Here is a 24,674-nt window from a genome sequence, read left to right on the forward strand (position 1 = left end):
GAAGTGTTTTTCGTGTTTCATAAGCGCTTTGTTTGCTTGTAGAAAGTCATACTCTCATTCATACTGCCTCCTTATTTTGAAGACATAATTATAAAAAATAGATAAATGACGGATACAATGGTTAAAGGCAGCTCCTTATACAACAAGTTTTGGTTATTTTTAGGCCCTTTTCTTTTTTTACTCACATGTTTAACGCAAAGCCCTGAGGGGTTATCTGAGCAGGGGTGGCGCACGGCAGGGTTAGCAATGTGGCTGGCCGTTTGGTGGGTGAGCGAAGTAGTTCCAATTCCAGTGACTTCTTTAGTGCCTTTGTTGGCTGTTCCCTTAGCAGATATTAATGATATTAAGAGTACCTCGTCTGCCTATGCACACCCATTAATATTTCTATTTTTAGGTGGCTTTCTCATTTCTATTGCGATGGAAAAGTCGCAATTACATAAACGTATAGCTTTAAAAACCATGTTAAAAAGCGGTACGAACCCGAAATATCAAGTATTGGCAATGATGCTAGTAAGCGGTTTTCTGTCGATGTGGATTAATAACACAGCAACGACGCTGATGTTACTGCCAATCGCTTTATCTGTGATCCATGTTTTGCAAAAAAATGGTGCGCATTGTGATAACTACGCTAAAGCTTTACTACTGGCCATAGCTTATAGTGCCAGTTTAGGTGGGGTAGGTACAATTATCGGTACTGCGCCAAATGCTCTGATGGTTGCCTACTTGTGGGATAATCATCAGATTGAAATTGGCTTTGGACAGTGGATGATGGTCGCTGTGCCTTTTACATTTGGCATGATTGTTTTGTGTTGGCTTTGGTTGACTAAGTTTGCATTTAAGCTTGCACCGCAGCAAAATGATACTCAAATGACAGAGGTTTTCTCTGCTCAACTTAAAGAGCAAGGGAAGATGACGATAGCCGAAAAGAACGTGATGTATGTCTTTTTGTTTGCGGTTTTTGGCTGGCTTTTAAGACCATACTTGCAGACGTGGACTGGATTAAACATAACAGATACGGGCATTGCTGTTGCAGCATCAATCATGTTGTTTATCTTACCTGCAGATAGCTCAGGTGAGCAAAAAGTGATGGATTGGCCTGCTGCTAAAGAAGTGCCGTGGGGCATATTATTGTTATTTGGTGGTGGCTTAACATTAGCCAGCCAAATCAAAGGCTCAGGCCTTGCTGAGTATATCGCTAATTTGTTAGCGGGTGCTAGTGCAATCCCTCTTGTGTTGAGCGTTGTTGCTGTTGCAGCACTCATTACTTTTTTAACCGAGTTAACCAGCAATACTGCTACAGCTGCAGGGTTTTTGCCGCTGCTCGGGCCTGTTGCTGAGCAAGTAACAGGGACACCCCTAGTATGGATCATCCCAGCCGCAATGGCAGCTAGCTGCGCATTCATGATGCCTGTTGCAACACCGCCAAATGCGATTGTATTTGGCTCTGGTGAAATTAAAATTAAGGATATGATTAAGGCGGGGTTTGTGTTGAACTTAATTGCAATTGCGGTGATAAGTATCTTAACACTGACAGTTGCTCGTTGGGTTTTTGTATTCTAAATTATCTGCCAAGCTGTTCAGTTTTGAAGAGCTTGGCCTTTTTATTTAAGCTTCTAAACTTCCTACCTTATTTACAAATTATCCGTGTAGATTGCCTACTCACAACCTTCAAAACCATGCCTTGTGTCGAACTGTTTTAGAGTAAGGGCTGATTTGTAATTTATTGGCTAACCTTTCTATTTAATAATAAAGTTGGTGCTCGGCTCATCGCGTCATTATGTCGTGGTATTTAAACATAGGCGGGATTGCAATAAAAGTTTCAGGTGCATGCTGTTATTTTGGGTATGAAATCAGCTCAAACTATGGAGTTGTACAGTAAGTGAAAGTCAGCAGATAACTCAATGGTATACTAATATCTGGTTAGAAATTGAGGTGAAAAGTGCAATCAAAGGCCACTTACAGATAATGGCTGTTGGTCACGTTAATTACAGTGCTGAAGAATTGTAATACTTTGCAAATATAATCGTACTTTGAGCACGCTCAGGCATTTTTTGCAGGAGAGGGCTTGGTTTAACTGATGTAGGTGAAGTTAGATCGCTTTTTATTTAAATGTGTAAGCTAATATTAATTTGATAAAAATAAAAAGGGCTTGGTCAACACCAAGCCCTTTTAAAGACTTCAAGCTTATTGAATTGGCAATTCAAGAGTGCCAGTGATCACATCTTCACTACCTTTCAACTGGTAGCTGTAGTTGATTGTAACTGTGTTCTTTGAACCTGTTTTGTTGTCATTCATACGCAAGTCATAATTGCTCCAAATACGTGCTCTATAGCCATTTTCTTGTGCAGAGCCGCCTCTGACCTCACCGTGATGATTTTCGTTTTGAGCGATTTTTGCTAAATACGCTGTTGAATAGTCATGGTAGTCACCGTTAATGACTTCCCGCATATTATTAGCATCGGCAGTAGTTTCTGTATTGTTCTTTGTATATTTAACAACTGAGTAGCTGAATTTTTCAACTAAGTGTAAGTTTTTAGGTAAAATGAAGGTAACATTACCGTCATAATCCCACGCCCAATTGATCGATTCGCCTGCTGAGTTTTTCTCGACAATTAACTTGCCATTTGTGTGGTAGTTAAAGTTATCGGCTGTGAGTTCATTGATATCAAAAACAGCGTTTGCAGCTGGTAAGCGATATTCACCGTAAAAGTTTAGCTGCTCATTTTTACCTGAGATTGTATTCGTAACTTCACCAATAGATACACGGTATCTATGGTTAGCGACTACTTCTTTTTTAGGTGCTACTGTGATGCGTGTATTGTCTAAATCAAGCTTGACGTCATGCTCTACATCTGTTTCTACAGTCTGCAAAGTTGTCCAGCCATCTTTCGACTCGACAACGTGATTTACAGCAACAGCTTTAACGTTGTCCGTGTTTACTTCAACTGGTACGTTTAAGTATAGCTGTACGTCGTTGTCAACAGTGTCTTTTGCATCAACAGTGGTGATGGTTCTAACTGTTGTTTCACTCAACTCCTCAGTTTGTAACTTAACAACTAGGTTTAAAGTGTTATTTGATAGCTCAACCGAAGAACTGCGATAGTTACTGTATACTTCAAATGCAGAAAGTGCAAGGTCATACGAGATACGTATGTTTTCACTGCCGTAAACAAGTTCATCTTTTTCAAAGCCTGGAATAACGATCTCTAAGCTACCCACAAAGTGAGCTTCTAAGTCATATTGCTTAGTTTCTTCATTGAAGCTCGCGTACTTTTCGCCAAAATCATTACCTTCGGCATACACACGTTTTACTTCAAGTGTATTTCCCTCTTCATCTAGTACAGTAAGTGCGACAGTAAATTCATGATCATTAACTGTTTTAAGGTACACCACATCCATTGATTCGATCAAATTTGCATCTGCAAACTTCAATTCACCATTGATAGTGTCGAAATAATATGATTCTGGTAGATAATTGTCATCACCGTCGCCATTTAGGTCAGGATTATAATATAAGTCAGCAGGCAAATCTTTCGCCATTTGAATTTCGTAAACGCCTTTTTCTTCGTTAAAAGTAGCTTTAGTTGTGAAATTATTTTGAACAAAGTTTTGGAAGTGTTGCGGAGTTCTGTAAGTATCTAGAGAATGAACATCATCAGCCCATATCGCCAGATTTTTAATCGGTTCATTTGAGTCTGAGTCTAGAATGCTAATTTCTTTTGTGTAGCCTTGTGACACTTCTAAATTGTAAAGGTCAGAAGTTTGAACTCCATTATCAATAAAGCCTTCTGTTTCAAAAGAGAAGTAGCGGGTCATAAATGCACCACTTTCACTTGCCACTTTAATGACAACATTACGTCGACCTGGAAGATTACTAATATTAAATGAACCATCTTCAGCAACTGCGACAGCGTCTGTCCATGCATTATCAAAAAACACGCTGACTTGAGCATCTGCTGCAGAAACGTCTTCAGATACAGAAACAACAGTACCCCTGATCGCCGTTGGTGCTTTTGCGTTATCTTGCTGCTCTTGAAGTAGATCAATTTGAGATTGTAATAGTTGATTTTGTTCGTTTAATTGATTTGAAATCTCGGTATTACCATCATCTTCAACTTTTAAACAGCCTGTTAGAGCAAAACAAGTTGCAAGTCCTAGTGCAATTTTTGAATATTTAAACATTAATACTTTCCTATATTAATTTTATTACTTTGTTATCGAAAGTATTTAATCACATAGGTTTAGGAAAAAATTAATATTTAAAATTTATATTTAATATTTTTGTTGTTTTATTAATGGGGTGGGGTGTTTTTTGAACCGATTAATATGGTTAAGATAGTGTTTATTTTTATTACCTCTTGATTTTGTGTTCGATATTTTATTTTGCTTTTTAAATTAGGGTTTTTGGAGAGGTTAATGAGTTGGTGTGTTTGATTTTTAATCTACGTTGAGTTTCAAATTTAGTTGCTTTTAGGCTTTCTTTAGAATGGGGGCTGGTTTTAGACAATAATTAATTAAGTGTTTTCTCAGCATTAGGGAATTTTATATATTGCTAAACGTTGAGCCAAAAAGTGCATATAATTAAGAGTATGCATTATCGAATTTTAAAGGAGATGAAGTGACAGAAACGAGTAATTACACTGTTGAAGACTCATTTATTGCACTTAAAGCAGCTTATCTAGCAAGGCCGTTTCCCTCGTATGAAGAGCGTACTATGCAGTTAAATAGATTGAGGTTGTCTATAATTGAAAATCAAGCACGCTTGCTTGATGCGGCTAAAATTGACTTTAGCATGCGTTCTGAAGATGACTCAATTTTAGCGGACATAGTACCAACTATAAGTCATATTAAGTATCTATCAAAGCACCTTAGTACATGGATGAAGCCCGAGAATAGATCCGCAGGTTGGGAGTTTTGGCCTTCTAAAGTGAGTACCGAATACGTTCCTAAAGGGGTTGTCGGTATAATTGCGCCATGGAACTATCCTATCCAGCTTGCATTGGTACCGCTAGCCACTGCAATTGCTGCTGGTAATAAGGTTATGATTAAACTTAGTGAATACACGCCCAGAGTAAATGCTGTCATAAAAGACGTACTCAGTGTTTTGCAAGATGATTGTATAGTGATTGAAGGCGGTGCAGGTATTGCGATAAAGTTTAGCCATCAGGCATTTGATCATTTGTTTTTTACTGGCTCTACAGGTGTAGGCAGAAAAGTATATGCAGCCGCAGCACAAAATTTAGTGCCGGTGACATTAGAGCTTGGCGGAAAATCCCCTTTAATAGTTTTAGAAGATGCAAACATCGAAAAAGTGATTTTGGATATTGTGTTTGCAAAAAATATGAATGCTGGTCAAGTATGTGTTGCGCCTGATTATGTGCTTGTTGATGAGTCAATATGGGAAACTTTGATTGAAAGGTTAAAACTGGCATTTTTAAAAGTAGATCAAAATGTATTAAAAACTGGCATTGTGAATGATGCGCAAGCACAACGACTGAAAAGTTTGATGATTGATGCCCAAGACAAGGGCGCAGTGACCTATCACTCTAATTCAATAGAATCATTAAAAGCTAGTGCGTTTGGTACGCATTTGGTTATCGAGCCACCCTTAGATGCTCGAATTATGCAAGAAGAAGTGTTTGGGCCTATATTGAGTCTTATCAAAATAAAAAACCTTGCTGAAGCTAAAGAAATTGTGCAAAGCTTAGGACAGCCTCTTACTTGTTATTTATATACCAGTAACGATGCCGCTCAGGTCGATATTCGGCAGAATCTACAAAGCGGTTCCTTGTGTATCAATGACATGCTTTTTCAAGTTGCGGTTCCAGATTTGCCTTTTGGTGGTGTAGGGAGTTCAGGCATGGGTTATTACCATGGCAAAGAAGGATTTATCACGTTTAGCCATTGTAAGTCGATTTTTCAATCGAGTAATAAGCTGTGGCGCAGTAAACTTTTTAGTAAATATAGTCATGCTATAAGACGTTTATTGACACGACTATATTTAAAATAGACTGTTTTAATTATTCAGCAAAACCACTACCTGCAATGTATGTTTTTGCCTGAATCTTGTGATAAATGTCATTGGCAATTCGCTGACCGCGTTCTAATTGAGAGCGAGATAAGCTTTGCTCGTCCAGTTGCCGGCTTTCTGCTGCTTGCTTATACCCATTAAATTCAGCAAGTAAATTCCATATGTACGAACGCTCAACATTTTTTTGAACACCTAAGCCTTGATAGTACAGCAAAGCTAGATTGTACATTGCGAGTGTATAGTTATTTGCAGCCGCTCGCTCGTACCAAAAACGTGCTTTAACATAGTCTTGTACTACACCATCACCATTTGCATGCATGACACCAAGATTAAATTGTGCTGCAGGCAAGCTTTTCTTTGCTGCTTGTGAAAATAAATCAACAGCCTTTTGTTTGTCTAACTTAACACCGCGACCCTCTTGATACATGACTGCCAAAGAAAACATTGCGTCAGCACTGCCAAGCTTAACAGCTCGTTGTAAGAGTTCAGCTGCTTTTCTTGGGTTTCTCGGCACGCCATATCCACCATCGTACATTTTAGCTAGCTCATACATACCAGGTGCAAAGCCCATATCTACTAAATATTGGAATTCTTGTATGGCAATATCAAATTTCCCAGCATTTGCAGCAGCGATACCTTCTTCTAACCCTGCAAACGTTGGTGTTGAGCTGAGCAGAAACCCTGAGAATAAAAGTGTTTGAGTTATTTTTCGCATCTAATTTCTCCTTGTAGAACAGGGGAAGTGTGTTGAGCTTTACGCACTAAATATATTACGCAGTTTAGACTATAAGTTTATGAAGGGGAATAAAAAAAGCCCTTTCGGGCTTTTTAATTTTCATATCTACCGTCACCGATATGAGCAATGTAGCAAGTAAATGAGTTTGTGAATATACTGGGTCGAATAGTAATCCACTTAATGAAACAAGCTTTGTGCGTATAATCAAAATCTTTGCTTCATTGAGAATGATTATCAATTACTGCGCTTGCTTTGTCAACTGTAAATGATAATTAATTGTATTTGGAGGTGTGATGTTCAGAGTATCTATTGTTATTTTAGCCGTGCTGATGTTGACAGGGTGTTTTTACCAAACCTTATACAAGAATTTAGATAAATTGGTGCTAAACCAGCTTGAGGAATTTGTCGATTTAAATAAAGCGCAAAAGCAATGGGTTTTAGATGAAGTTCAAAAAGCGCAAAGTTGGCACCAAATGCATTACTTATCAACCTACTTACAGTGGCATTCTCAATTGCAAACGGATTGGCAAAGCGCAGAACGAGCAGAGATTTATTCGCTAAGTAATAAAGTTAGCAGGCATTGGTTCGAGTTTTTGCAAGATTTAGAACCGGTAATGGTGGAGTTTTTATTGTCTCTGGATGCATTACAGCGAGTTAAGTTTATTGAAAATATCAAGGAAAAAATGGCTGAACAGCAAAGCATAAAAGAAAGAGAAAAGAGAACACAGAAGCGGTTTGAAAAGTCACTAGGTCGACTAAGTGATAAGCAGTTAAAAATTATTAAGAAGTACAGTGAATCGATGTCGTATTACCGACAAATCAGAAATTTAAATAATCAAAAAAGGCTCTCAGAAATCGAAACTATTTTGTTGAAAAACAAACCTTCAGATACTGATTTGAAGCGCCTTGGTTTGCTCATCGTGAATCATCCAAAAAGCAGGGCAGAGTATCAAGTCAAGCAAAGTGAAAAGCGTGTGTTGTTTCAAATTGATTTTTTAATCAGTTTACGAGAAACACTCACTGTTAAGCAGAAACAAAAATTTGAAGAGCAATTAATAGAGGTTGGCGATATTCTTAGGGAAATTCAGTCTACCGAGCTTTAATGTTAATAGTAGAACCTGCAAACATTCTAAAATAATGACTGCAGGTTATTAATCGACAAAACAAGTTATGTTTTGCAAGTCGTTGGTATGTCAGGCTTTGCATATTCTAGCCTGTCAATTTTACTCGCGGTGTGGTAGCAATCCAAACCAGAGACTGCAACTGTGTCTAATTGCTCTAAGTTAACAAAGCCGTCTTCTTTTACAGCGTTATCATCCACTTCAACATGCACAATTTCTCCAATGACTAGTACTGTTTTGTTTAATTCGATAGTTTGATGTTGCCTAAGTTTTAAGCCTATTTTTACTTGGCTTTGCGCTACAAATGGCGCTTCAAAATCTGCATAGTAATAAGGTGTCAATCCTGTTTCGTCAAACTCAGATTGCCCCTCATTATATCGTGCAGACGTTTGGTGTGCTTCCTTCCAAATCAGAGAGTTTACGTGATTAATCGTATAGGTTTCTGTTTCCAAGATATTTTCTAACGTGTCACGCCTTACACTGTGGGGCCTAAATATAACGCCCATAAGTGGTGGATTTGCACCTAAGTGAAAGACTGAGCTCACAATCGACAGATTTTCTCTGCCGTTTAAATCTTTGGTTCCAATTAGATTGGCGCTTTTGTACCCAGACAGACTGTTAATGAAGTGCGCGCGGTACCTTTCAGACAAACTGAGTATGTCTTGGTTGTTTAAAATCATGAACTTACCATTGTATGTTGTGGCCTTGCCAATCGATATAGTCGATGGCTCCGTTGAAATCTCGGTTGAGTTGGAACGAATGTAGCTGCTGGGCAACAAATTCGGGTTTAAATAATTTTCCTTCAGGTACATTATTTTGAAAAGGTTTAGATAATTCAGAATCTGTTGTACCTGGGTGAAACAGCATTAGTTTTGCGTTACATTTTCGTCTTTGCAGTTCAATACTTGCTGTTTTGAAGAGCATATTTAGTGAAGCTTTTGATGCTCTGTAGCTATACCATCCGCCTAATTGATTGTCAGAAATACTCCCTATTCGAGCGCTCAAAGCTGTGAACACACATGGAGTTTGTGTGGATAGAAGGTGTGGCGTGAATGCTTGCAGCCACATAAAAGGCGTCATGGTATTTATGTGTAAGAGCGTACTGAAATAATCAATGTCAAAAGCTTCTATGCGCTTTTCAGGCATGTTTGTTTGTGTATGTAATGCCCCGTTGCATACAGTAATGGTGGACAACATCGGATAAACTCTTGAAATCAGGCTCGCGACCTCACTTATACTTTTTTGTGAATAATCACTTTGATATTTTTTTAGTAGTGGATGAGAGATGCTGAGTGTTTCTCGGCTCACAGTAACAACTTGGTTGTTTAAACGTAAATTTAGATTGACTAATGCTTTGCCAATTGCACCACTTGCTCCGATGATGACAACAGTTTTTTGAGACATAAAACGGATTCTATAAGCGTATATATTTATCAACACAAATACGAAAAGTGCCTGAACTTGGATCACTGGCTTGCAGGAGCTTTGGAAACTTCCCTTTGGTTGCCATAGATATAATTGAAAAAAGTGTAATCAAATGGTCTTTTCAATTAAGTCGTTTTAACAGTATATTGGTGTGAATAAAATGTATTCAAAGGAAAGTGTATGGATCAGCAATATACAAATCTTCGACGTAATGTGAGCCTGCTTGGCGAGTGTTTAGGGGCAACCATTGAACACGCTCAAGGTTCTGAACTATTGGAAAAAGTTGAAAAAATAAGACATCTTGCCAAAGCCTCCAGAAGTGGTGATCACCAAGCTAGATATTTGCTAATCGATACGCTTAAAGCGCTCAGTAACGAAGAGTTACTGCCTGTTTGCAGAGCTTTTAATCATTTTCTTAATTTGGCGAATGTTGCAGAACAATATCACACCACGTCTAAGGCAGGATCACCTAATGGTGCATTTGAAGCCATTGAAGTTACTATTAAAGAGCTGGCAGAAAAAATCGAAAAAGGCGAGTGTACCCAAGAACACGCGCTTAAAGCGCTTTCATCTTTGCAAATAGAACTGGTATTAACAGCGCACCCGACAGAAGTCACTCGTAGAACCATCATCAGCAAACATGTTGAGTTAAGTGACTGTTTAAAAGAACTAGAGAATATCGAGTGCTCAGGCGTTGAGCGTGACACTGTACTTGCGCGAATAGCACAGCTGATATGCCAAGCTTGGCATACTAATGAAATTAGAGATAAAAGACCTACTCCTTTAGAGGAAGCCAAATGGGGCTTTGCTGTGGTTGAAAACAGCTTATGGCATGCGATACCAAGGTTTGTAGGCGAGTTGAGAAAAATGGCGCAAGCGCATTTAGGTGTCGTGCTACCGCAAAACTTTTCGCCAGTAAAGCTCGCTTCTTGGATGGGGGGAGACAGAGATGGCAACCCAAATGTGACCGCAAAGGTAACTCAAAGTGTGCTTGACCATGGTCGTTGGATGGCACTGGATCTGTATTATCGTGATCTTGATAAGCTCAGTGCTGAGCTCTCGATGAGTAGCGCAAATGAGACACTGTTATCTCATACTGGCAATACCAGTGAACCATATCGAGACTTACTTAAAAATGTTAAAGCCGACGTTCGAGAAACAATAGATTTCCTAGAGAGTAAGATCAAAGGTATCCCGACATCATGCAGAGATAAGATTAAACACACAGAGCAATTACAAGATCCTTTATTGATCTGTTTTAATTCTTTGAATGATATGGGAATGGAAGTTGTTGCCAATGGCTTGTTACTCGATGTGCTTAGGCGTTTAAACTGCTTTGGTGTTAACTTATGTCAACTTGATATTCGTCAGGATTCCGCTCGTCATACCGAGGTGCTTTCAGAGTTAACGAGGTATTTGGGAGTTGGCGACTATGCGCAGTGGTCAGAGGAAGACAAGCAAGCTTTCTTGTTGTCTGAGTTGAGTTCTAGGCGGCCCATTATTCCAAAGCATTGGCGCCCGAATGACTCTGTTAAAGAGGTACTCGATACATTTGACGTGATCGCTCAGCAAGACCGAGCAGCTTTGGGGATTTATATTATTTCTATGGCGCAATATGCATCAGATGTATTGGCTGTTCAATTGCTATTAAAAGAGAGTGGAGTCAGGTTTAATTTACCGGTAGCTCCGTTATTTGAAACGCTCGATGACTTGAACCGCGCAGATAAAGTAATGACAGAGTTATTCAGCTCTAGTTGGTACAAGGGTCACTTATCTCATCAACAGTATGTGATGATTGGTTATTCTGACTCAGCCAAAGATGCAGGTATGATGGCTGCTGGTTGGGCACAATACCGTGCTATGGAATCTCTTATTGAACTTGGAGAAAAGCATGGCATTAAAATGAAGTTATTCCATGGACGTGGTGGAACAATCGGTCGTGGTGGCGCGCCTGCGCGTCAAGCATTGCGCTCTCAGCCCCCTGGCTCACTTAAACATGGTTTACGTGTTACAGAGCAAGGAGAAATGATCCGCTTTAAATTTGGCCTCACACCCGTTGCTATTCAAAGCTTGTCTTTATACGCCAGTGCCATCATAGACAATAACTTGTTTCCACCACCAAAGCCAAAGTCACAATGGCGTGAAGCGATGGATGTGCTGAGTGAAGCATCCTGTGAGAGATATAGAAAATACGTGAGAAACACCCCCGATTTTGTCTCGTATTTTAGAAGTGCAACACCAGAAATTGAGCTTGCAAAATTACCTTTAGGCTCACGCCCTGCTAAACGAAACCCCAAAGGTGGAATAGAAAGTTTGAGAGCAATCCCTTGGATTTTTGCATGGAGTCAAAATCGCTTAATGTTACCCGCTTGGTTGGGAGCCAATGAGGGGATTAAGGCTGTGCTTAATTTGGGTGGGGAAGCACTGATTGAAGAAATGAGCGAGCTGTGGCCATTCTTTAGAACCCGATTAGAAATGCTGGAAATGGTTTTTTGCAAGGCAGATCTTTGGCTTACCGAATATTATGATGAAAGGCTCGTACCTGAAGCACTTCAACCAATAGGTGAGCAGCTTAGAACTGAGTTAAAAGAAACAACAGATGAGGTTTTACGCCTTGCACCAAAAGGAAGCTTGCTATCGGCACAGCCATGGATAAAGGAATCAATTTCATTACGAAATCCTTATACTGATCCGCTTAACTTATTACAGGTTGAGCTACTTAAGCGAACCCGTAATACAGATAATCAAAGTTTAGATAGTGCATTGATGATCACTATGATGGGTATCGCGGCGGGTTTACGAAATACAGGCTAGTACTTATGTCTTAATATAAATGTGGATATACATTTATATAACCTAAAGAAATAAAAAACCAATCCTTTGGGGTTGGTTTTTTGGTTTTTACTCATTTTTAAATCTTATTTTATTGACAGCAGCATCCATTAAATTAAAATCCACAACCTATTTATAAATTTATTAGTCAGTTCCTTTATAGAGTTCTTTATGTCAGCACTATCTACCAGTATTACTTATGATCAAACAACCTCTCTAATCCTGATGACAGTGCGTGGTAAAGCCGGAGCTGAGGATGTAGTGAATGCTTATAAAGCTGCAAAAGTTTACTCGGAGCAACATGGTAGTAAAAAAGTACTTGTGGATGTCTCTGAGCTGGAGCATAAGTTCGCGGCAATTGACATCGTAAATGTGATGCCAAAAGTAGCCCACTATTTAACAAATATGCAAATTGCTCGGGTAGTTGGTTTTGAAGGTTACATGCATGATTTATTTTTGCAAAAAGTTAAAAGATTCGGCATTCATGCAGAAAACTTTGAATGTTTTAAATCTGCAAAGGAATGGTTGAGTAACGCATAAAACCTGCGTAAACTGGCATGCCATATTCTATAATAATTAAATTATGGTAATAATAGACAGCAAAACTGAAGAATATATTTACGATATTGCAAAGCAATCAAACGGTGTTATTGCATCAACTGTGGTATCGGATCTGACCAAAAAGCTCAATTGCGATCGTGAGCAATTACAACAAGCTTTGCTTGTTGTTGCGGCAAAGTTCTCTCAAGCGCCTATTTCCTCGTTTTTTGTTGGTGCAGTAGCATTCGATAAAATCACTGGGAACCTCTATTTGGGTGCAAATCTTGAATTTAAACATCAAGCATTGTCGTTAGTGGTGCACGCAGAGCAAGCGGCGATAAATAATGCATGGATCAATGGCGCACATGAGATCACTTCGATAGCGATTAACGCAGCGCCGTGTGGGTTTTGTCGACAGTTTATGAATGAGTTAAGCTCAGCAGGAAACTTGAGCATATTACTACCAACTGGAAAGTATACTCTAAGTGAACTGCTTCCCTGTGACTTTGGACCAGGAGATTTAGGCAACGCCTCTTCTTTGATGGCAAGCGATGTATCAGACATTGATATTGATTTACCAATTTCTGAAGCACTTAAGCAACACCTTCGCTATGCATATGTGCCCTATACACAAAACCTGTCTGCTGCTGAGCTTGTGTTGAAAGATGGTCGAGCATTTTATGGTCGATATGCAGAAAATGCTGCGTATAGCCCAAGCTTATCGCCAATGAATAGCGTATTAAGCCAATTAGCTTTGGCTGGCGAAGCATTAAATGAAGCGGATGTAGAAAGTATTACACTTGTAGAAAAAGCGGGAAATGAAAATCAAAAATCCGTGGCGCAAGCTGTATTAACGAGCTTAAGGGGTAACTTACCTCTTATACACCACGTATTTTAGTAAAAAGTAGGCGCTAGCCTACTTTTCTTGTGTTAGCAGTATCTCAGCTGCTTTGATAACCACTGACACAGCTCGTTTTTCAACTAGCTGGTGGTCAACATCAGGAATTTCTTGTCTCGTACGGTTAACTAATACGCCTGCAACACAAGCGGCTTTAAGCCCAAGCGCCGCACACATAGTAAATAGCGTTGCCGATTCCATCTCATAATTCATAACATTAAGCTTTTGCCACTCTTCACATGAGCCTTGGAATGCTTTAGAAACATAACCAGAGAAGGTATCATAGCGCTCTTGTCCAGGGTAGAAAGTGTCGCTAGATGCTGTAATGCCCGTGTGATAAGGTACGCCTTCAAACTCACATGCTTGCACCATGGCTTGCGTGCTATGGAAGTCAGATACAGCTGGGTAGGCTAACGGCGCAAAGTGTTGGCTTGCACCATCTAATCTTACAGATGCAGTACTAACAAGAATGTCACCTTCATCAATTTGCGGCTGAATTGCACCTGTTGTTCCGATGCGTAGGAAAGTTTTGATACCAAGCTGAGCAAGCTCTTCAACAGCAATTGAAGTAGATGGTCCGCCTATTCCCGTTGAGCAGACAACCACAGGTTGTTCTTTGATTGTCGCAAGGTAAATGTGAAATTCACGTGTTTGTGCAAGGCAAATAGCATTATCTAATTGCTGTGCAATACGCTTTGAGCGTTCAGGATCACCAGGCACGATAGCAAGTGTTGCACCTTGAAGATCTGCTTTGGTCAACCCTAAGTGAAATACCTTTTCCATAAAAAACCTTTCTGTGTTCTAAAACGTAATGGTTAAAGTTAGCGAGATTTAAGTACAGGACACATGTCCGCTGTGTCGGCGCAAGTTCGTCAACTGGTTACTTTAAAATCGAGCTTGGTTGCAATATAGGTAAACTTGTTACTAGCAAACTCAAAATATCGATTTGATCAATAAAAACATAAGTGAACTATTGCCATGCTTGCATGTTGGGCTTCGCTAATCTAAACCTTAATATAGCAATGTAGAGAGGACAATTTTATGCCAACATCTCACTCAGTAGATAAAAATCCGGAGTTTGCTCGGTGTTTAGAGAGTAACCAAATAGCAGCACTCGCCCCGTTTCACTGGTTATCATTAGCCTGTAAGGATATTGTTAGGGCGCCAATTCTTAGCTTAGTTTACGGTTTAGTTTTTAGTATCATTCCTGCATTTATAATGTGGCTTGTTTTTCAGTCAGGTACGCATTTAGTGATTTTACCTGCTTCAGTCGCATTTGCCTTAATTGGTCCGGCATTTGCCGCTGGGTTGTATGATGTTGCTTGGGAGCTGGAAAAAGGCCACAAGCCAACACTGATGCACAGTTTAAAGTCTATGTTTAGAAACCCAGCTGGTGAGTGGGGTTTTGCCATCTTACTAATGGTGATCATGATAGTCTGGATGCGCTTGGCGGCACTAATACATGCACTTTACCCGAATGTGCCAAACCCAAATTTTGAACAGCTGTCTGCCTTTTTGGCATTGGGCTCCATTGTTGGCGGCATTCTTATGATGGCAGTGTTTGCCATTTCAGCATTTACGCCACAGATAATGATGGAACGTCGTGTCGATATAATGACTGCGGTCGTGTCCTCCATCCATGCTGTGGGAACTAATGTCCCAGCGATGATTGTGTGGGGCTTAACCATAGTAACGCTTGTTTTTATCGGGTTTTTAACTGGCGCAGCAGGCTTTATCATCATTATGCCGTTATTATCTTACGCAAGTTGGCATGGCTACATAGCTATTATAAAAACTAAAAAACCCAGAGGATACGAATAACTAGACATCATCTGTGAATATTCAACCGCTTAGAGAAAATCGCAATTTTATCTAAGCGGTTGACTTATATTTCCACCATGTTATATCAGCGTTATTCTAATTATAATTTTCTCTTAGCTCATTATTTTTAATAATAACCCCTTTGATTTTATAGTGTTTTTTCAATTTTGATTTGATAAGCCTAATGGGGAACACAATTAGAAAAGGGCTAAATTCAATAGCGGAATACGTTTTTGAAGTAGAGTTAATTTAGCATGATTATGCAAATTATTGAGGAGCACGCTATGAGCAACAGCAAATCACAATACCTTGAAAAACTAGAAAATTGTTTGTGTCCACCAGGTGATGGTGTTTTCACTGTAAATACGGCTAAGGAGCGTAAAGACGCACTTAGACAAAAGTTATATGGCCAAACAGAAGGTGTTGAAGCGCTTTGGAAAGACTCGCTACAAACGATTGATGCTAGTGAGCATAAAGCTGCGATTTTAGGTATTAGCTCTGACTGTGGTGGTGGTATTTTACGTGGTGCAAACTGGGGTCCACTATTTCTGAGAAGTACTTTAATTGAGCAACAACCACAAACATCAGCATTCGATTTAGGTGATGTTCGTGTTATTCCTCACTTACTTCATGATAAGTATTTAAATGAAGGCACTATCTCGAACTGTCAAAAAGCACTTTATCAAGACGAGAATAGTGAATACTTTGTGGCACCGCTTTCCATCACAGAAGATGTGTGTGATGGTTTTTACAAGCACTACCCTGATAAAGGAGTGTTCGGCATTGGTGGTGACCACTCAATCAGCTATCCACTTACAAAGGCATACTTAAAAGCAAAAAGAGAGCAGGGCAAGCGTACAGCTATTATTCACTTTGACGCGCACACTGACCTATTGGTAGAAAGATTAGGTATCGATCTTTGTTTTGGCTCTTGGTGCACTCATATTCTTGAGTTTTTACCTGCTCCACACCACCTAATTCAATTTGGTATTCGCTCAAGCGGAAAAGCAAAAGAGCATTGGGAAGGTACTTTTGGTGTGAAGCAACATTGGGCACATGAAATTCGTGAGAAAGGTGCTGATTCAATCGTTGCTGGTGTTATTGAGCAGCTTAAAGCAGATAATGTTGATGAATTGTACGTTAGCTTTGACATCGACGCCCTTGATGAAGAGTTTGCTGCGGCAACTGGCACACCTGAAACTGGCGGCCTGACACCTGAAGAAGCGCTTACGATTTTGAGAGCGCTGGCTGAAGAGTTCCCAATCACAGGTGCCGATATGATGGAAATTGCACCGTTTACGGATAGTTCTTTAGCTGGACAATCTAGCTCTGAAACGACTCTACGAGAAGGTGCTAAAATTTCAGCATTTTTGATTGATGCAATGAACAAAGCATAAGTCAGTATATGATGAGAGGGGTAAACACTCCTTTCATCATTTTTAACACCCTTGTTAAAACCCAATTCCAATATCTTTTCTTACACATTTCACAGAGTAACAATTCTTACCTATAGTTTGTATTAATATTCCTAGTCTGATTGGAGAGATGAGTTGTATTTGTGGGTGCTTGGATGCTGTTGCTTTTTATTTTCCTCGTTAGTTCAAGCTAATTATACGCTCAATATAGTGACTGAAAACTTTCCCAAATTTCAGTACCTCAACGGTGAGGGTGAATTAGTTGGTAGTGCGGTAGATAAAGTTAAAGCTGTTTTGGATAAATCTGGAGTAGATTATAAAATTTCTGTGCAGAGTTGGACGACGGCATATAATACCGCTGCGCGGGATGAGAATACGTGTATATTCTCGATGGCTAAAAATGAAGTTCGTAGTGAAAAGTTCAATTGGATTTTCCCTATTAGTAAGTTTACAACCTCTTTTTACGCACTAAAGTCTTCGCAAATTGCTCTAGAAACAATTGAAGAAACGAAGCAGTACAAAGTTGCCGTTATCAAAGATAACTACAGCCATCAATTTTTAATAAAGAATGGGTTTATTGAAGGCTACAATTTGGTACTGATAAACTCTTTTGACCGAGTTTTTGAGCTGCTTGCAACGAGGCGAAAGTTTGTTGACTTAGTTATTCTGAGCGATAATCAGTTTGAATTTAAACGGCAGAATGAGCCAAATAGTGCGTTGTTAGAGCCGGTTTTAACTTTGCACAATTTAGATACAGAACTATATTTTGCCTGCAATAAACATTTGTCTCCTCATGTGACGAGGAAAATTATGAGCGGTTATAAGCAGCTTGAACTAGACCGTCAGTAAGAGGCTGTCACCTCTTACTAATCAAGGTTACTTTTTCTGAGGGCTAGTTGGCCATGCAAAGCTGTGAAAAGTATCTAAATATAGCTGTTCAACTTTGTCTCTTGCCCAGGGGGTTTTGCGCAAAAATTTTAAACTGGACTTAACAGAAGGGTCTTTTTTGAAGCAGTTTATATCAACGTGCCGCGCCATTTCTTCCCAGCCAAGTTCAGCTTCAAGCTTTTCGACTATGTCTTGTAATTTTACACCATGGAGAGGGTTATTTGGTTGCTGTGTACTCATGTTTAAACCTAAAATTCGTGACGCGCTAGTGTACTCTTATCTTACCTTTTAGATCCAGCCTTTTAGGCTGCCCATCTTCATCGAGCTTTAACCATACTAGCTGGCTATCAGGTTGGTTTGTATATTTGTGACTGCAAACATAAAGTTCATTAAACTGTTTAATTAATGCTCCTTCGCTGTATTGGGATGAATTGAACCAGCAAATGCGCTGCGGTGAGTCAATAAATACCCTCGGCAAATTTTCTTTTGCATTTATTGGCAAACAAGATAAAAAAAGTATTAAAAATGATAAAAAATTGATCTTATACATGGCATTACTCATAGTCTGGGCTAATGTTTATTAGGTCGAAGTACGTTTATCGGCACTAATGTTACTGTAACAACCTAGTACTGAAAACGGCTGTTCAAAAGGATTGTCAGCGGCAAAACCGTCTGACCGATTATATTAAAATGTAAGCACAAGTCATGCCCGAATGGTAGCTTGATTGTAATAGGGGGAAGTATGGCATTTGACACTCAGTTAATGGCGGAACTAGAACTATTGGCAAAATTTCCAAGGAGTAGTTTGCACCAAGGCCTCAAAATACATAGTAGTGCGGATCAAAGCATTTTGGCAGCAGCTGAGCGGCTATTTGCCAAAGGCGTAATAGATAGACCTGATGGGGGTTATTTGACAGATTTGGGTCATGATTTATTGTCTCATATTGATCAAGTTCATGGGGCATTAAAATAACGCCCCAGTACTTGATTTAATTAAGCTGCATCCGGTTGATTCTCGGGTGCCGCTTTAATAAATGCATCAAGCGTATTACAGTGTGCATATATGGCTGCAATTTTTGGAAACTGCGTCATATCGACTTTGAAGCGCAGTGCATTAAATACCTGTGGCACTAGGCAAAGGTCTGCTAATGTCGGTTTTTCGCCAAAACAGAAAGGTCCTTCACCTAATGTAGGTTCTAGCTTTTTGAAGCCCTCAATGATCCAGTGTTTATACCAAGTTGTTTTTTGCTCATCAGTTACGTTTAACTCACCGCTTAAATATTTAAGAACACGCAAGTTATCAATAGGATGAATATCGCATGCAATGGCATAACTGAAATTACGTACCTGTGCCTTTTGCCACGGATCTGATGGCAAAAGAGGTGTGTCTGGATGTGTTTCTTCTAGCCACTCTAAGATTGCCAAAGATTGCGCTATCGTACCTTGCTCTGTTTCCATTGCTGGTAATAGGCCCTGTGGGTTTTTATCTGTGTAAGGCGCTTGTTGTTGTTCAGATTTTAAGAGGTTAACAGCTTCAAGCTGATGCTCAATACCTTTAAGGTTGAGCGCGATGCGAACGCGATAAGCCGCCGAAGAACGAAAGTAAGTATATAGTTTCATTTTAAATCCTTATTCACGACAAAGGCCACATTGCAGTGGCCAATATACATATAGTTTTTTAAGCAGATTTATTTATTATGCACCTTTAAAGTACTTTTTGATGCCTTTCCAACAATCTGAATAATTTGGTTGGCGCTCTTTACCTTCTAATGCGTATTTGGTTGGAGAAATCACATAACGAGATTCAAACATAAACGCTAAGGTATTCTCATAGCGCTGCGGTTCAAGTTCTGCATTTGAGGCTTTTTCAAATACATCAGCTTCAGGACCATGTGGAGACATGCAGTTATGCAAGCTCATGCCACCAGGCACAAAGCCATGCTCTTTTGCGTCATACACACCTTCAATAAGGCCCATAAATTCACTCATGATGTTACGGTGATAATATGGTGGGCGGAACGTGTTCTCTGCAACCATCCAACGAGGTGGAAAGATAACAAAATCAACATTGGCAACGCCTTCTTCGCTTGAAGGAGAGGTCAATACTGTGAAGATTGAGGGATCAGGATGGTCAAAGCTCACGGTATTCATCACGTTAAAGCGCGAAAGATCATATTTATACGGTGCGCTGTTACCTGTCCATGCAACCACATCTAGTGGAGAATGTCCGATATCACAACGGAATAGGTTGCCATTGAATTTAGCGACCAGTTCAAAGTCACCTTCTAAGTCTTCAAATGCTGCGACAGGGTATTGGAAATCACGCTCGTTGGTGTAACCATTTGCGCCAACTGGCCCACGTTCGGGTAAAACATAAGGGTGACCATAGTTTTCGCAAATATAACCTCGTACTTGCTCGCTAATTAGCTCAACGCGGAACTTAAGACCGCGTGGGATAACTGCAATTTCACCCGGTTTAATTGCTAGCTTACCGCACTCAGTATGTAATACGAGCTCACCTTGCTGAGGCACAAATAATAACTCACCATCAGCATTATAAAAGTATCGACCTTCCATTGAGGCGTTGGCTACGTATACATGAATGCCAATACCTACTTGGCCATTTGCACTGCCATTAGCAGCCATTGTAATTAGACCATCAATAAAGTCTGTTTTGTCAGTAGGTACTTCCACTGGGTTCCAACGCAGCATTGACGGTGGCGTTGGGACTTCAGTAATAGGACCGGTTCTCACTAAGCCATTGTCCATTGGTTGGTACTCACCTTGTAAAACAGATGGGCGAATACGATAAAACCAATTTCTGCGGTTTTCAGCACGAGGTGCTGTAAATGCAGTTGTATTATATTGCTCTGCGTATAGGTCGTATTTCACTTTTTGCGGTGAAAACTGTCCTACTGGTAACGCGCCTGGTAGGGCTTCAGTTTCAAATTCGTTACCAAATCCTGTCAAATAGTCGAATTCTGTACTCATTTTACGTAGACTCCATTGATGTTTTCTGTAAGATACTCTCATGTGAGAGTAATTGCAAACATCCTGATAAAGATGTACTGTAAATTAATAATTACAAAAATGAGAGGTGCTTTGCACTGTGAGTAAATCAAAGATTTTAGATATTAGCCAATTTTTGCCTTATCAACTGGTCGCCTTGTCTACCAAGGTAAGTGATGATTTTGCACAAGTCTATAGTCAAGAAGCTGGGTTAACACAAGCTCAATGGCGCGTGCTATCGCATGTTATAAATATCCAATTTGCAACAGCGAAGCAGATTTGTGAGTTAGCTAATATGGATAAATCAACGGTGTCACGTGCGATAAAGCAATTAGAACAGAAGCAACTCCTTCGTCTTAACCAACACCCAGACGATAAGCGTGCAACAGTTATAGAATGTACTGATATGGGATTTGATTTGTATAAACAACTAACGCCAAAAGCGTTAGAGTGGGAGCAAAATTTGTTAGCGAATTTTTCCGAAAGTGAGAAGCGTACGTTCAAAATTCTGATAGAGAAGTTATCTAAATCAGTTGAAAATTAGCTAGGAAACTAGAAAGTGCTGGATTTTTACAATATAACCAAGAGCTATCTATAAATTGCCTTAATTTAGCTAATCTAGGCTTTATAAGGTTGTTTTTCAGAGTATCTTTCTCGCATTGATTCTGTAAACGGGCTAAGGTGTTTATTCCGTCAAAATTACAAATTAAAAAAGGGCCAGTATTAAGCTGGCCCTAGACATCTAATTAACGTGTTTAAGTTAGATATTAGAATGTGTATTTAATACCAAAGCGCATTTCCCATACTGAAGGGTCACGTTCGATAGATTGTTCTACTGCACCTGCGTTAAAGCCAGAGTACGTGTATTGATCTGTACTTTGGTCGTAATCTACGCTAACAATGCGGTTACCCACAAAGCTACCTTTACGCATCACACCCCAATCATCGTTCAATAAGTTTGTTAAGTTATCAATAACGAAGAAGATTTCGCCTTTATGGCCATCCATTAGGCCAGGAATTTCTTGACCAACACGGAAATCAAATTTAACAAACCAGTCAGCATTTTCTGAGTTACGGCTTAATGTTGTACCACGCTCTAGACCTTCCGATGCAATGAAGTCATTGAACTCGGCAATTTCCTCAGCACTCATATCTAGTACTACGTTAGCGTCATCAATTTTAGGTACGTAGAATAATTGGCGGCCTTGGCTGTTCCAGCTTGCATCGCCAAAGTTTCGGTCACTTCTGCTAAATAAATAGCTGTAAGGCTGGCCTTTACTAACTTGGCCAAATAAGTTGAACTTAGTCTCGTATCCATCGAAGAACTCATGGTCGTAGCCAAGCTGTAGTGTAAAGCGATGAGGTACTTCGTAATCAGATGTTGCAAGACCAGGGTTAAGTGGATTCGTAACTGCGATATTACCGTAGTTTGAACCAGCTGTTGAGCTTGTCATTGGGTTAACATCTTTCGAATCTGTGTAAGCATATGAAAGTGTGAAACTAATACCATTCTCATAGCGTTTTGAAAGTGCTGCTGAGATAGTATGTGACTCACCGTCGTCTCCAGAAACATTTGTTAGCAAATACTCATTATCGCGAGGATCGTCTTCATGTCTTGATGTAAGAAGCGCTCTACCATCAAAAGTATATTTACCAGACTCTATTAAGCCCAAATCTGTAATGATTGCTGAATCACGCTTTTTGCTTAGTAAGTAATCCACACTGATAACATAATCGTCTTCAGTTGTATATGTACCACCTAATGCAAACTTCCATTCAGATGGAATTTCAAAGTCTTGTGAGATTGCATTAGCATCACCATCACCGTTACCAACTGGCTGATTACCTACTTGATCGTATAAAGATTGAGGAACATCATAACCAGGTGTACCACCATGGATATTGGTCATTGGCGTTTCGAATAAAGGCATTGGGTCAATACCTCTATCTGCGTTTGCTCTATGACTTACACCTACCTGAGTAACACCATCATTTGAATATGCGTTAGATACCCAAACATTTGGGTTGCCGCCTGAATATAAACCTAAACCACCTCGTAACTCTAGTGCGTCATCAACATACCAGTTGAAACCAACTCGTGGTTGAAGAAGGTCGATGCCATCCATATTCTTCGTATTTAAGAAACCGTAACGGTTTTCGAAATTTTGGTTCGCAGTCGGTGAGTCATCACTTGTATATTTGTCGTAACGTAAACCAAAGGTCAACGTGGCGTCAATCATTGGAAGCGCGTATTCATCTTGAATGTAGAATGTGTGCTGCTGATAAGAGAACTCAGCCGCAACATCATTTTGGTTATTGGTACCAGCTGCGTTATTATAATAAACACGGTCAGCTAAGCCTTTTTCGAAATCATCAATTGACTTGAAGCGGAATTCACCTTGAACGTGTTGCATAAACAGGTTAAATACATTTAGGTCTTCGTATTCATAACCAGCAGTAACTGTATGCTCGTCAAAGTAATAGGTACCAGAAAGCTTAACTGTAAAGTTATCCCAGTCTAGGTCATTTGCGTGACGAGAGTCATCAGGACCAAAGTAAACTGTTCCATCATTCTCTGTTTCAATTTGGAATTCGCCAAATCCACTAGCCGCATCTAAAGAGTTTTGGCGAGCATCTAGGTCCGATTTACCAACACGAACTTCAGTAGAGAATTGGTCGTTCCAATCAGAATAGACTGATGCAACGATTGATGTAAACTCAGCACCGCGCTCGTAGTAATGGCTGCTTAGAGGCAATTGGCCACCACTTTCGTCAGATTGAGAAAGCTCAAAACCATCGTTGTAGTTATAAACAATGTTTGCACGATGATCGTCGTTGATATTCCAATCGATTTTAACTAGAAGTTTTTCATCATCAACAGGCATACTAGGAACCATAGAGCCTGCATCATAGTTGTACTTACTTTTCGCGATCTCGGTGATGCGTTGAACGTCATCTGAAGTTACTGTTTTACCAAGCGCACTGTAGTTAAATTGTTCAACACCTTCCAGTTTCTCGTAAGAAGTAAAGATGAATAATTTGTCTTTAATTAGCGGTGCACCAACGTTAAACCCATAACGTTTTTCTGTGAAGTTACCTGCATCGTATTCTTCACCTTCAATCTTGTCACCTTTAAGTGAGTCATTAGTGTAGTCATAGAAAAGACCACCATGAATTTCGTTTGAGCCGGACTTTGTAACCGCATTGATATTACAAGACGTGAAGCCACCGTATTGAACATCAAATGGTGCAAGCTCAACAGCTACCTGTTCAATAGAGTCGAAAGAAAAAGGAGCACGAACTGTTGGGTAACCAGTAGAGCTTAAACCGAAGTTGTCGTTCATACGAACGCCGTCAAGCGTTAAGCTGTTAAAGCGAGGGTTACCACCACCACATTGAATTGCACCACGGCTCTCATCAACATATACGCGAGGATCGGCACGTACAATATCTTTTAGGTCACGGTTAATAGCAGGTGCTTCTTGAAGATCTTCAAGCGTGAAAGTTGCCGCTGGGCCTGTGCCACCAGACATTTGGCTGATTGGGCGACCTGTTACGACGATTTGCTCGATATCGGACTTAGGTTGAAGTTGAACATTTACAGGGTAAGCTTCACCTAGAGACAAATATACATTTTCAAGTAATTGATCTTCAAATTTATTTGAATCAACAATAATTTGATATGGACCACCAACGCGTAGGCCTTTAGCACTAAAGTAGCCTGCATCATTTACCGTAGAAACTTTTGTTGTACCAGTAGGTAAGTGCATGATGGTAATAGTTGTACCAGCAGCAGGGTTACCTTGAGGGCCTGTAATTTGACCACGTACAGATGAAGCAGTTTCATTAGCGAATGCAGCACCACTAGCACCGATACCAGCGATTACCGCTAGAGAAAGTGCCGTTTTGCGTAGTTGCGTTTTCATTATGTTGTTTCCCGTGTTATTAGGTTTAGTAG

At 39.9% G+C, this 24,674-nt stretch carries 20 protein-coding genes and 1 pseudogene; 11 read left to right on the top strand and 10 right to left on the bottom strand.

Features of this window, described 5'->3' with window-relative positions; translation table 11 throughout:
• The first annotated feature begins 105 nt into the window (after positions 1 to 105).
• Entirely contained in the window at positions 106 to 1,560 is a 1,455-nt protein-coding gene (locus QNM16_RS11400) for an SLC13 family permease (RefSeq protein ID WP_284020601.1), read from the top strand.
• 624 nt (positions 1,561 to 2,184) lie between these two features.
• Here the strand turns inward: QNM16_RS11400 and QNM16_RS11405 are convergent.
• A complete protein-coding gene (locus QNM16_RS11405) occupies positions 2,185 to 4,182 on the bottom strand; it encodes a hypothetical protein (RefSeq protein ID WP_284020602.1) in 1,998 nt (665 codons plus the stop codon).
• 433 nt (positions 4,183 to 4,615) lie between these two features.
• Here QNM16_RS11405 and QNM16_RS11410 point away from each other — a divergent pair.
• A pseudogene (locus QNM16_RS11410) lies at positions 4,616 to 6,010 on the top strand (aldehyde dehydrogenase family protein); the annotation flags it as partial.
• A gap of 10 nt (positions 6,011 to 6,020) precedes the next feature.
• On the opposite strand, the gene QNM16_RS11415 reads toward QNM16_RS11410, so the two are convergent.
• The gene (locus QNM16_RS11415) at positions 6,021 to 6,746 is read right to left on the bottom strand and encodes a tetratricopeptide repeat protein (RefSeq protein ID WP_284020603.1); all 726 of its coding nucleotides are present in this window, start codon (positions 6,744 to 6,746) and stop codon (positions 6,021 to 6,023) included.
• A 314-nt stretch (positions 6,747 to 7,060) separates the two neighbouring features.
• Here QNM16_RS11415 and QNM16_RS11420 point away from each other — a divergent pair, with 314 nt between their 5' ends.
• Complete coding sequence (locus QNM16_RS11420) at positions 7,061 to 7,870, top strand: DUF6279 family lipoprotein (protein ID WP_284020604.1); 810 nt, start codon at positions 7,061 to 7,063, stop codon at positions 7,868 to 7,870.
• Positions 7,871 to 7,935: 65 nt separating this feature from the next.
• Here the strand turns inward: QNM16_RS11420 and QNM16_RS11425 are convergent, their stop codons facing one another.
• Together QNM16_RS11425 and QNM16_RS11430 are read right to left on the bottom strand one after the other, a co-directional pair.
• A complete protein-coding gene (locus QNM16_RS11425; RefSeq protein WP_284020605.1) occupies positions 7,936 to 8,568 on the bottom strand; it encodes a flavin reductase family protein in 633 nt (210 codons plus the stop codon).
• Positions 8,569 to 8,572: 4 nt separating this feature from the next.
• Positions 8,573 to 9,292 carry an SDR family NAD(P)-dependent oxidoreductase gene (locus QNM16_RS11430; RefSeq protein ID WP_284020606.1) on the bottom strand — a complete coding sequence of 240 codons (720 nt, stop codon included), beginning with the start codon at positions 9,290 to 9,292 and terminating at the stop codon, positions 8,573 to 8,575.
• Positions 9,293 to 9,493: 201 nt separating this feature from the next.
• Between QNM16_RS11430 and ppc the strand changes: the two genes are divergently transcribed.
• From ppc to cdd, 3 genes are all read left to right on the top strand, one after another.
• A complete protein-coding gene (ppc, locus tag QNM16_RS11435) occupies positions 9,494 to 12,127 on the top strand; it encodes a phosphoenolpyruvate carboxylase (protein ID WP_284020607.1) in 2,634 nt (877 codons plus the stop codon).
• 189 nt (positions 12,128 to 12,316) lie between these two features.
• On the top strand, positions 12,317 to 12,685 hold the full coding sequence (locus tag QNM16_RS11440; RefSeq protein ID WP_284020608.1) for a hypothetical protein: 369 nt from the start codon (positions 12,317 to 12,319) through the stop codon (positions 12,683 to 12,685).
• Between the two features lie 43 nt (positions 12,686 to 12,728).
• A complete protein-coding gene (gene cdd / locus QNM16_RS11445; RefSeq protein ID WP_284020609.1) occupies positions 12,729 to 13,583 on the top strand; it encodes a cytidine deaminase in 855 nt (284 codons plus the stop codon).
• 18 nt (positions 13,584 to 13,601) lie between these two features.
• Here the strand turns inward: cdd and udp are convergent, their stop codons facing one another.
• A complete protein-coding gene (gene udp / locus QNM16_RS11450; RefSeq protein WP_039610291.1) occupies positions 13,602 to 14,366 on the bottom strand; it encodes a uridine phosphorylase in 765 nt (254 codons plus the stop codon).
• A 258-nt stretch (positions 14,367 to 14,624) separates the two neighbouring features.
• Here udp and QNM16_RS11455 point away from each other — a divergent pair, with 258 nt between their 5' ends.
• The 3 genes from QNM16_RS11455 (at position 14,625) to QNM16_RS11465 (ending at position 17,668) form a co-directional block, all read left to right on the top strand.
• Entirely contained in the window at positions 14,625 to 15,404 is a 780-nt protein-coding gene (locus tag QNM16_RS11455) for a DUF2189 domain-containing protein (RefSeq protein ID WP_284020610.1), read from the top strand.
• Positions 15,405 to 15,688: 284 nt separating this feature from the next.
• The gene (locus tag QNM16_RS11460; protein ID WP_284020611.1) at positions 15,689 to 16,801 is read left to right on the top strand and encodes an arginase family protein; all 1,113 of its coding nucleotides are present in this window, start codon (positions 15,689 to 15,691) and stop codon (positions 16,799 to 16,801) included.
• Between the two features lie 153 nt (positions 16,802 to 16,954).
• The gene (locus QNM16_RS11465; protein WP_284020612.1) at positions 16,955 to 17,668 is read left to right on the top strand and encodes a substrate-binding periplasmic protein; all 714 of its coding nucleotides are present in this window, start codon (positions 16,955 to 16,957) and stop codon (positions 17,666 to 17,668) included.
• 27 nt (positions 17,669 to 17,695) lie between these two features.
• Here the strand turns inward: QNM16_RS11465 and QNM16_RS11470 are convergent, their stop codons facing one another.
• Together QNM16_RS11470 and QNM16_RS26455 are read right to left on the bottom strand one after the other, a co-directional pair.
• Positions 17,696 to 17,947 carry a VF530 family protein gene (locus QNM16_RS11470; RefSeq protein ID WP_284020613.1) on the bottom strand — a complete coding sequence of 84 codons (252 nt, stop codon included), beginning with the start codon at positions 17,945 to 17,947 and terminating at the stop codon, positions 17,696 to 17,698.
• Positions 17,948 to 17,972: 25 nt separating this feature from the next.
• A complete protein-coding gene (locus QNM16_RS26455) occupies positions 17,973 to 18,269 on the bottom strand; it encodes a DUF1496 domain-containing protein (RefSeq protein ID WP_369291499.1) in 297 nt (98 codons plus the stop codon).
• Between the two features lie 180 nt (positions 18,270 to 18,449).
• Between QNM16_RS26455 and QNM16_RS11475 the strand changes: the two genes are divergently transcribed.
• Entirely contained in the window at positions 18,450 to 18,680 is a 231-nt protein-coding gene (locus QNM16_RS11475) for a TIGR02647 family protein (RefSeq protein WP_237136562.1), read from the top strand.
• Positions 18,681 to 18,700: 20 nt separating this feature from the next.
• Here QNM16_RS11475 and maiA read toward each other — a convergent pair whose 3' ends face one another.
• Positions 18,701 to 19,327, bottom strand: a complete 627-nt coding sequence (maiA, locus tag QNM16_RS11480) for a maleylacetoacetate isomerase (RefSeq protein ID WP_284020614.1) — start codon at positions 19,325 to 19,327, stop codon at positions 18,701 to 18,703.
• A gap of 75 nt (positions 19,328 to 19,402) precedes the next feature.
• Positions 19,403 to 20,698 (bottom strand): homogentisate 1,2-dioxygenase, encoded by a 1,296-nt coding sequence (gene hmgA / locus QNM16_RS11485; protein WP_284020615.1) that lies wholly within the window; start codon positions 20,696 to 20,698, stop codon positions 19,403 to 19,405.
• Between the two features lie 118 nt (positions 20,699 to 20,816).
• Between hmgA and QNM16_RS11490 the strand changes: the two genes are divergently transcribed.
• Entirely contained in the window at positions 20,817 to 21,260 is a 444-nt protein-coding gene (locus tag QNM16_RS11490; RefSeq protein ID WP_284020616.1) for a MarR family winged helix-turn-helix transcriptional regulator, read from the top strand.
• Positions 21,261 to 21,483: 223 nt separating this feature from the next.
• Here the strand turns inward: QNM16_RS11490 and QNM16_RS11495 are convergent, their stop codons facing one another.
• Positions 21,484 to 24,642, bottom strand: a complete 3,159-nt coding sequence (locus QNM16_RS11495; RefSeq protein ID WP_284020617.1) for a TonB-dependent receptor — start codon at positions 24,640 to 24,642, stop codon at positions 21,484 to 21,486.
• Positions 24,643 to 24,674: the final 32 nt, after the last annotated feature.

It is taken from the genome of Pseudoalteromonas umbrosa (assembly GCF_030125375.1).
Lineage (GTDB): Bacteria > Pseudomonadota > Gammaproteobacteria > Enterobacterales > Alteromonadaceae > Pseudoalteromonas > Pseudoalteromonas umbrosa.

Coding starts and splice junctions, on each gene's coding strand:
- QNM16_RS11495 (WP_284020617.1), bottom strand. CDS start 24,642: ATGAAAACGCAACTACGCAAAACGGCACTTTCTCTAGCGGTAATCGCT.
- hmgA (WP_284020615.1), bottom strand. CDS start 20,698: ATGAGTACAGAATTCGACTATTTGACAGGATTTGGTAACGAATTTGAA.
- QNM16_RS11400 (WP_284020601.1), top strand. CDS start 106: ATGACGGATACAATGGTTAAAGGCAGCTCCTTATACAACAAGTTTTGG.
- ppc (WP_284020607.1), top strand. CDS start 9,494: ATGGATCAGCAATATACAAATCTTCGACGTAATGTGAGCCTGCTTGGC.
- QNM16_RS11460 (WP_284020611.1), top strand. CDS start 15,689: ATGAGCAACAGCAAATCACAATACCTTGAAAAACTAGAAAATTGTTTG.
- QNM16_RS11470 (WP_284020613.1), bottom strand. CDS start 17,947: ATGAGTACACAGCAACCAAATAACCCTCTCCATGGTGTAAAATTACAA.
- maiA (WP_284020614.1), bottom strand. CDS start 19,327: ATGAAACTATATACTTACTTTCGTTCTTCGGCGGCTTATCGCGTTCGC.
- QNM16_RS11415 (WP_284020603.1), bottom strand. CDS start 6,746: ATGCGAAAAATAACTCAAACACTTTTATTCTCAGGGTTTCTGCTCAGC.
- QNM16_RS11405 (WP_284020602.1), bottom strand. CDS start 4,182: ATGTTTAAATATTCAAAAATTGCACTAGGACTTGCAACTTGTTTTGCT.
- udp (WP_039610291.1), bottom strand. CDS start 14,366: ATGGAAAAGGTATTTCACTTAGGGTTGACCAAAGCAGATCTTCAAGGT.
- QNM16_RS11455 (WP_284020610.1), top strand. CDS start 14,625: ATGCCAACATCTCACTCAGTAGATAAAAATCCGGAGTTTGCTCGGTGT.
- cdd (WP_284020609.1), top strand. CDS start 12,729: ATGGTAATAATAGACAGCAAAACTGAAGAATATATTTACGATATTGCA.
- QNM16_RS26455 (WP_369291499.1), bottom strand. CDS start 18,269: ATGAGTAATGCCATGTATAAGATCAATTTTTTATCATTTTTAATACTT.
- QNM16_RS11440 (WP_284020608.1), top strand. CDS start 12,317: ATGTCAGCACTATCTACCAGTATTACTTATGATCAAACAACCTCTCTA.
- QNM16_RS11430 (WP_284020606.1), bottom strand. CDS start 9,292: ATGTCTCAAAAAACTGTTGTCATCATCGGAGCAAGTGGTGCAATTGGC.
- QNM16_RS11475 (WP_237136562.1), top strand. CDS start 18,450: ATGGCATTTGACACTCAGTTAATGGCGGAACTAGAACTATTGGCAAAA.
- QNM16_RS11425 (WP_284020605.1), bottom strand. CDS start 8,568: ATGATTTTAAACAACCAAGACATACTCAGTTTGTCTGAAAGGTACCGC.
- QNM16_RS11420 (WP_284020604.1), top strand. CDS start 7,061: ATGTTCAGAGTATCTATTGTTATTTTAGCCGTGCTGATGTTGACAGGG.